Raw genomic sequence first — 6,319 nt, 5'->3', positions numbered from 1 at the left:
GGATTAACCTCGATTCTTGCATCAGTAGAACTCCCAGTGGCTATATTGACCTCTGTGACTGTGTTACACGAAAGTTCATCAATGATTCAGTGGATTGGAATCTTAATAATTTTGTTTGGGATTATTTTCCCCAGATATATTCAGAAAAAAATGAGATAATTATCAAAGAATTTAAATTTTTTTAGACCTCTTGCCTTCCCAACATTTAAATGGGAACATAACTAAATTATTTTTAAGTTCTTAGCTTTTAGAAGTTGTTTTTATCTCTTATTATTGTGTTTAATTTTAGAGATCTTACGGAAAAGTTGAAGAGTATTCAATTTTTTTCCAAACCATGTTTTCCCTCAATAATTTCAAGATAGTAAGACAAACTGAATTTGCGTGGCATTGTCGTACAAATTCAATAATAATAATATATTCTTCTCCTACAAAAAATCATCTACATTACTGCTTTCTACAACCCTTCCAAGGATATAAAACTCATCTTTATCCTCTACTCTAATTTCTGGATAATTCTTATTAAAAGCTTCTAAAACTGGATTTTTCCCACCTACTTTAAACTTTCTAATAATACATTCTCCATTGAATGAAAAAAGACCAAGTTTACCAATCGTCAAAGGAGTATCCATCTCTGTTAAAATTTGAGATTTTATAGCTATTCTTCTATTCCCATCAATCCCAGGGTCCATAGAATCATCATTTATTGTTACTGCAATGAATGGCCCATTATAATTACTATCTTCTAAATAAAACATTGTGTAAGCTCCAATTACTTCACCATAAATAAGTGCTCCATCTATCACTTTAACATCTTTATACAACGGAATTTCTTCTATTTTTAAAACTCTCATTTCTTTGAAATTAGAACCGTCCATTCAAACCTCCATAATTATAATAATGTATTTATCTTTTTTTATGTTTTCTCTTATGTTGTCTTTTTCTTTCGATGGCTATCCCGTGGCATTTAAAATTAGTGTCTTCAGTTTTTAAAATAAGAAGGTAGATTAATCTACCTTCTTATAGATACCACCAACACATTCTGGACAACTAGGTAATTCCTCGTTATCATTTTCTATAATTATTTCTAAATAACACATCATACACATATAAGTTCCTACACCTGGTTTTTCACCCGCTACATACATAACGTTATTCCTCCTAATAAATCACAAATTTTTTTAAAATAATATTACTTATTTAGAGTATACAACAAAACTTTAAAAATTGAAGAAGAACTGGCTATGAATTATAAAAACATTTTGGAAAACACACTATCCCAAGAAGGCACATTAATGGTTAATTAAAAAAAAGAATAGAAGAAGAAGCTAAATTTATAGCGTTCTTCTTCTTCTTTTAATAAAAGTTACAAAAGGTCTCTTTATTTTAATTTAACTTTCCAAATTAGATTATCTATCTTAGGACCCCAATAATTCTTAGCTCTAAAAAATGGTTCTCCTAAATTTTTAATCCAATATATTTGAGCACTTTTATAACCAGAATCTAAATAAAATTCTTCTACATTTTTAGCTTTTAATATTTTATACATTTCACTTAAAAGAATTTTTCCTATACCTCTTCTTTGATAAGATGGGTGAATATATATAGTTCCTATTTTCATAGAATCTTTTTTGATATCTTTAATCACATTTTTTATGTCTAAATCACAGTATGAAGATGATATAGTTCCTATTATTTTTTCATCATCTAGAGCAATTAAAATAGATATATTATCGACTTTTTTTAAATAATTCTCACAATACTTCGTTTTTTCTCTTACTTCTTCGTCTACAAAATCTGGAAGAGTTATTCCTTCTCTTCTAGCAGTATCAGATATAACTATTTTAAATAATTCTTCTAGTTGAGGAAGATGATTTTTTAATGGTTTTTTTATTTTCATAAAGATCCTTTTTTAAATCAAATTAATTTTTATAGTTCATTATCAAATTTAATTTTTTTATCTATAATTTTAAAGAATTCCTGAAATAAAATTATATATTCTATTTTAACTTTATTATAAATTTCCCATGCTGTATCTTGATTATAAGTGTGAGAAGTTCTGTTTCTATTTTCCATCATTTTAATCCATGCAGTTCCATCTTCAATTAATTCCACTTTGAAAGATTCTCTAAAAGCTCCTCTTGGACTGTTAACTTCTATTCCATCATATTCTAGATAACCCTTCATAAGTTTCCAACTAAGTTCAAAAACGAACTCAAACCTTTGAATTATTCCATCTAAATATAGATCGTCCTCATGGGGATCTTTTTTTAAAGAGTCTTCTAATCGCCCTAAAGCTTTTTTTAAATTTTCTAATTTTAACTTTAATTTATTTTGATTCATAATTATTTTTCCCCTTTCGTCCGTAATAAATATCATATATCCTTCTCTATCAATAAAGTCTTTTAGGTTTTCATTTGTATTTTTTGAATAATCAATTATATCAGTTGTATAAGGTAGGGATGTTTTGTAGAGATCATCTTTTAGATATAATAATCTATCTTTTCTAAATTTAATAGCTAAATCTATATCTGAGGTTTTTTTATAATCACCCCTAGCTCTAGAGCCAAAAATTTTAACCCACTCTATTTCTTTGGAGTAATATTTTAATACTTCTATTATTTTATAAAATTCTTTTTCCGTTAATCCATACATAGCTTTCCTCCAAGGTAAAATATATTTTATTATACCATAAAATGATTTTTAGATACGAATTCTAAAATAAGAATATCAGATGGAAATAAAAAAACTAAGAAAAAATTTGCTTTTACTATTATATCATAGATTTTAATTTTTGAATGACTAAAATCACAGGTAGAATCTCAATAAAATTGAGAATAAAATAGTAAAAGACAGTATAAATCACCTTGAAGAAAAACTTATTAGAGACTTAGAAGTTATTCTTCTCACTAGTTATTAAAAATAAGTATTTTCCTTGCTCTTGTTATTATATGGTGGATATAGTATAATTTTGGTAAAGGATTTTTGGAGGTATAAATGAAAATCATAATCAATAGAAATGAATTGATTCATAACCTAAGCGACTTATCTTTAGTGATTAAGGATAACTCTATAAGACCTGTAATATCAGGGGCAAAACTAGAAGTAAAGAATAATGAAATTAGATTTACTGGAACAACACTAGAAACAACTATAAAATCATATTTAAATGGTGAAATTATAGAAGAGGGGATTGTTGTCTTTAAAATCGGATTGGTTCTAGAATATATAAAATTATTAAACCAAGATGAGATAGAGATCAGTGCTACTGAGAACAAATTATTTATTCACAATGCTGAGTTTACAACTTTAGATAGTGAAGAATATCCAAAATTAAATATGTTAGGAGGAGATCCCCTTTTAGAGATTGAGGCAAATAAATTGGTAGAAGCTTTTGATAAAGTATCATTTTCAGCTTCTATGACTCCGGAAAATTTGGCTATTAATACCATTAGAATGAAATTAGAAGATAATAAGATTTATTTAATAACTACAGATTCATATAGACTTACTCATTTTGTTTTAGAGTGTGAGACAAAGTTAAATAAAGAGGTCTCTATACCTTTAGAGGGGGCTACTATTTTAAGTAAACTCTTTAGAGGAAGCAAAGAAACTTTAAACTTCTTTATCGATGGAAGTCAATTGAAAGTAAAATCTGAAAGATTAGTTTTTTCTATTAGATTGGTTGATTTGGTATTCCCTGATTATAATGCTATTTTGGGTAGCATGAACTCGAGTAAGACAATTGAGATGAATTTAAAAGATTTTAAGTCAGCATTAAAAAAAGTTCTTACTATTGCTAAAAGAAATCAAGAGACAAAAAATGGTGCATATTTTGATTTTAATGGAAATAAATTGAAGATAACAGTATCTTCTGGGAGTGCTAAAACTACACAAAAGTTAGATACAATAAAGGAAGGCGATAATTTCAAAGCTTCTTTAAATGTGAAGTTTATAGAAGATTTGTTAAATAATATAGAAAAAAATATAATTATTAGAGCTAGCAATGCTAGTTCAATGTTTATCTTAAAAGAGGTAGATAATGATAATTATACTTACATTTTAATGCCGTTAGCCCTTAGAGACTAGGAGGAAATGTGGAGTTTTATAAAAGAATGTTAATTAAAATATTAAAAAATTCTATGACAGGCTGCGAATCTGATGTTTTGAAAATTTTAGAATCAGGGTATGATCTGAATACGAAAGACAAAGAGGAACTTGAAGAGTTAATCGATAGTTTATAGGCAACAAGATTAATTTAATATATGGAGGGAGATAAGTATGAACGTTTTATCTGGTTTAAAGCCTGAAAAGGTATTTAATTTTTTCGAGGAGATAAGTGCAATTCCTAGAGGATCGAAACATGAAGAACAAATAAGTGCATATTTAGCAAATTTTGGAAGATCTAGAGGATTAGAAACTATCCAAGACGAAGCTCTTAATGTAATTATCAAAAAAGATGCTACTCCAGGATATGAGGATATTCCTGCTATAATTATTCAAGGACACATGGATATGGTTTGGGAAAAAAATCTAGATACTGAATTTGATTTTGAAAATGAAGGATTAAAGCTTTTAATTGATGGAGATTTCATAAAAGCTAAAGGGACTACCTTAGGTGCCGATAATGGTATAGCTATTGCATTGGCACTAGCTGTATTAGATTCAAATGATATTCCACATCCAAAATTAGAAGTACTAGCTACTTCTGATGAAGAAACAGGAATGTCTGGAGCTATTGCTTTAGATGGGGACTTGTTACAAGGTAAATATTTATTTAATATAGACACAGAAGAAGAGGGAGAGATCTATGTTAGTTGTTCAGGTGGAAACAGAACTGCCCTTACTATTCCTGTGATATATACTGATGCTACATTGGATTCATTCTTTAATATTAGTGTTAGAGGATTATTTGGTGGACATTCAGGAATGGAGATTCAATTACAGAGAGGAAATTCTAACAAGATAATGGCTAGAATATTAAAAGCTATATCAGATAAATTAACTATTAACTTAAAAGAGATAAATGGTGGATCAAAAACTAATGCTATTCCTCGTGAGGGAGACTTATTGTTCTCGGTAGCAAAAAAAGATATCGAAACTTTAAATAAAATTTTAACTAATGTGACTGCAGAGATAGTTGAAGAATTAAGAGTTTCAGATACAGGAATTAAGATTACTATGACAGAGGTAAAAGGATTAGAAGGTTCTAAAGTAATGGATCTAGATACAACTAATAGAGTAATTAATACTTTATTTTTATATCCTAATGGTGTTCAAAGAATGAGTTTGGATATCGAGGGATTAGTGGAAACTTCACTTAATTTAGGTGTACTTACTACGGAAGATGCAGGTGTTGTATTGCAGTCAGCTATTAGAAGTTCTGTAGACGCTGCGAAAGTTTTATTAACTAAGCAAGTAGAAACTCTTGCTGTAGTTACAGGAGCCAAATTTGAGCAAGGTGCTACTTATCCTGCTTGGAAATTTAATCCTAATTCAAAATTACAAGATATGGCACTAGAAGTTCATGAAAAATCAACTGGTAAAAAAGCTGGAATCAAAGCTATCCATGCAGGGTTAGAATGTGGATTGTTAGGTGAAAAGTTACCGGATTGTGATATGATCTCATTTGGTCCAAATATGTTTGATGTTCATACTCCAGAAGAAAAATTATCTATATCTTCAGTTGAGAATGTATGGAAATATTTTTTAGAATTATTAAAATCATCTAAAGACTATTTATAAAAATAAATATATTATATAAATTAAAAGGGGCTGTCCACAAGACAACCCCTTTTATCTTTTAATTTTCCATAGGAACAAATGACCCTTTGATATCATCATAATATTCTATCTCGCCAGTTTCTATCTTGTAATACCATACATGAAGGTGTAATGAACCTTCATCTACCCTTCTTTTTACTGCTGGATATGTCAATAAATTTTCTAATTGAAACATAGCAGAGAGTTTTTCTGTATTAATAAGTTTTTCATCATCAGACCCTCCTACTAATTGTGCTACCTTTTTGGCTTCATTACCTAATTCTAGCCATTTATTTGTGTGGACTAAATCTACCTCTTTATCTAAATCTTTATAGAGAGACTTGATAGCCCCACAATGGGAATGTCCGCAAACTATTATGTCATCTACCTTCAAAACTGATACTGCATATTCTATTCCTGAAGCTGTGGAATGGTAATCTTCATCAGGTTTATAAGGAGCTACAAAATTTCCGACATTTTGAATGGTAAAAAGTTCCCCAGGTTTAGATCCAGTAATCAATCCTGGTATTACTCTAGAGTCGCTACATCCTATAAATAG

The 6,319-nt window shown here is 28.9% G+C and carries 8 protein-coding genes; 3 read left to right on the top strand and 5 right to left on the bottom strand.

Annotation, left to right across the window (positions count from 1 at the left end; all coding sequences use genetic code 11):
- Window positions 1-425: 425 nt before the first annotated feature.
- The 4 genes from WBG30_RS14865 to WBG30_RS14850 all read right to left on the bottom strand — a co-directional run bounded on the left by WBG30_RS14865 (window position 426) and on the right by WBG30_RS14850 (window position 2,652).
- Window positions 426-875, bottom strand: a complete 450-nt coding sequence (locus WBG30_RS14865; protein WP_424505437.1) for a S24 family peptidase — start codon at window positions 873-875, stop codon at window positions 426-428.
- A 129-nt stretch (window positions 876-1,004) separates the two neighbouring features.
- Window positions 1,005-1,145 carry a hypothetical protein gene (locus WBG30_RS14860; protein ID WP_424505436.1) on the bottom strand — a complete coding sequence of 47 codons (141 nt, stop codon included), beginning with the start codon at window positions 1,143-1,145 and terminating at the stop codon, window positions 1,005-1,007.
- Window positions 1,146-1,378: 233 nt separating this feature from the next.
- Window positions 1,379-1,897, bottom strand: a complete 519-nt coding sequence (locus WBG30_RS14855; RefSeq protein ID WP_424505435.1) for a GNAT family N-acetyltransferase — start codon at window positions 1,895-1,897, stop codon at window positions 1,379-1,381.
- A 29-nt stretch (window positions 1,898-1,926) separates the two neighbouring features.
- Window positions 1,927-2,652 carry an HI0074 family nucleotidyltransferase substrate-binding subunit gene (locus tag WBG30_RS14850; RefSeq protein ID WP_424505434.1) on the bottom strand — a complete coding sequence of 242 codons (726 nt, stop codon included), beginning with the start codon at window positions 2,650-2,652 and terminating at the stop codon, window positions 1,927-1,929.
- 342 nt (window positions 2,653-2,994) lie between these two features.
- Here WBG30_RS14850 and dnaN point away from each other — a divergent pair, with 342 nt between their 5' ends.
- The 3 genes from dnaN to WBG30_RS14835 are packed head-to-tail and all read left to right on the top strand — an operon-like array spanning window position 2,995 to window position 5,742.
- On the top strand, window positions 2,995-4,086 hold the full coding sequence (gene dnaN / locus WBG30_RS14845) for a DNA polymerase III subunit beta (protein ID WP_424505433.1): 1,092 nt from the start codon (window positions 2,995-2,997) through the stop codon (window positions 4,084-4,086).
- 8 nt (window positions 4,087-4,094) lie between these two features.
- Entirely contained in the window at window positions 4,095-4,241 is a 147-nt protein-coding gene (locus tag WBG30_RS14840; protein ID WP_424505432.1) for a hypothetical protein, read from the top strand.
- A gap of 37 nt (window positions 4,242-4,278) precedes the next feature.
- Complete coding sequence (locus WBG30_RS14835; RefSeq protein WP_424505431.1) at window positions 4,279-5,742, top strand: aminoacyl-histidine dipeptidase; 1,464 nt, start codon at window positions 4,279-4,281, stop codon at window positions 5,740-5,742.
- 58 nt (window positions 5,743-5,800) lie between these two features.
- Here WBG30_RS14835 and WBG30_RS14830 read toward each other — a convergent pair.
- Window positions 5,801-6,319: carbonic anhydrase (locus WBG30_RS14830; protein WP_424505430.1), on the bottom strand; the 519-nt coding region annotated here is incomplete at its 5' end.

Origin of the sequence: Psychrilyobacter sp., from assembly GCF_049671765.1 — a bacterium.
Classification (GTDB): Bacteria; Fusobacteriota; Fusobacteriia; order Fusobacteriales; family Fusobacteriaceae; genus Psychrilyobacter.
The sequence above is the reverse complement of the archived record's forward strand: the minus strand, read 5'-3'. Positions and strand labels throughout refer to the sequence as shown.

Excerpts from the sequence above, each read along its gene's own strand:
- WBG30_RS14865 (WP_424505437.1), bottom strand. The coding sequence starts at position 875 with ATGGACGGTTCTAATTTCAAAGAAATGAGAGTTTTAAAAATAGAAGAA.
- WBG30_RS14835 (WP_424505431.1), top strand. The coding sequence starts at position 4,279 with ATGAACGTTTTATCTGGTTTAAAGCCTGAAAAGGTATTTAATTTTTTC.
- WBG30_RS14855 (WP_424505435.1), bottom strand. The coding sequence starts at position 1,897 with ATGAAAATAAAAAAACCATTAAAAAATCATCTTCCTCAACTAGAAGAA.
- WBG30_RS14860 (WP_424505436.1), bottom strand. The coding sequence starts at position 1,145 with ATGTATGTAGCGGGTGAAAAACCAGGTGTAGGAACTTATATGTGTATG.
- WBG30_RS14850 (WP_424505434.1), bottom strand. The coding sequence starts at position 2,652 with ATGTATGGATTAACGGAAAAAGAATTTTATAAAATAATAGAAGTATTA.
- dnaN (WP_424505433.1), top strand. The coding sequence starts at position 2,995 with ATGAAAATCATAATCAATAGAAATGAATTGATTCATAACCTAAGCGAC.